This is a genomic window from Actinomadura scrupuli (genome assembly GCF_050971785.1).
Taxonomy (GTDB): Bacteria; Actinomycetota; Actinomycetes; order Streptosporangiales; family Streptosporangiaceae; genus Actinomadura_E; species Actinomadura_E scrupuli.
The window spans coordinates 1-1,156 of sequence record NZ_JBPCCU010000026.1; the positions used below are offsets into that span (position 1 = coordinate 1).

The 1,156-nt window shown below is 69.4% G+C and carries 1 pseudogene; it reads left to right on the plus strand.

The features are described 5' to 3' along the window. Nucleotides 1–563: pseudogene (locus ACRYCC_RS43970) on the plus strand (integrase core domain-containing protein); the annotation flags it as partial. Nucleotides 564–1,156: the final 593 nt, after the last annotated feature.

The following is a 1,156-nucleotide window of genomic DNA, read 5'->3' on the forward strand; positions in this document are numbered from 1 at the left end:
CGGGCTTGATCGAGCCGGGCCGGCGTAAGCGCAGGCGGGAGGATTACCGGCGGTGGGAGCGGGATGCTCCGATGGCGTTGTGGCAGATGGACATCGTTGGTGGGGTGTGGTTGGCGGACGGCACCGAGTGCAAGGTCGTGACCGGGGTCGATGACCATTCGCGGTTCTGTGTGATCGCTTCGGTGGTGCCGCGTGCGACGGGTCGGGCGGTGTGTCTGGCGTTCGCCGCCGCCCTGCAGGGGTTCGGGGTGCCGGAGGAGGTGCTGACCGATAACGGCAAGCAGTTCACCGACCGGTTCGGGCATGGCGGTGAGGTGCTGTTCGACCGGATCTGCCGGGACAACGGCATCGTCCACCGGCTGACCCAGCCTCGTTCACCGACCACGACCGGCAAGGTCGAGCGGTTCCATCAGAGCTTGCGCAGGGAACTGCTGGACGACGCTGTCCCGTTCGAGAACCTGGCTGCGGCGCAGGCCGCAGTGGCGGCCTGGGTGGCCGAGTACAACACCGTGCGGCCTCACCAGGCGCTCGCGATGGCGGTCCCGGCGGATCGGTTCGCCGCTCGTTGCGAGCAGGAGCGGGAGTTGCTGGCGTTGCGGCTGCCGTCGGTGGTCCGGCTGAGTGTTGTCCCACCCCAGGCCGGGCCTGTGGACGAGCCCCTGGAGGAACCGGTGGACGGGCTGGTGGACGAGCCCGTAGAGGAGCTTGCGCGTCCAGTGGTGTGGGATGGCGGGCCGGTGGAGTTCGACCGGATCGTTCCCCCGTCGGGGAACTTGTATGTGGCGGGCCGTCAGTTCTGGCTCGGCCCGGCGCTGGCCGGGGTCACGGTGACGTTCTGGGCGGATTCGCAGGTGATTCATCTGCTGAACGCCGGGGCGAGGATCAAGACCGTCCGCTCGCATCTGTCGACGGCTGATCTGGCGGTACTGGCCGCCCGGGGCGGCCGCAAGGCCGGGCCTGCACCGTTGCCGCCGCCCGAAAGCGATAGGGATGCGATCGAGGTGGAACGGACCGTCAACCGGGACGGGCTGGTCGGCCTGGCCGGCAGGTCGGTGCTGGCCGCCGAGATCCTGGGCGGCCGCAGGGTCGGGATCCGGATCGAGGGCAAGACCCTGGCGTTCTTCGACCTGCACACACGTGAGCTGCTGCGCTCCCG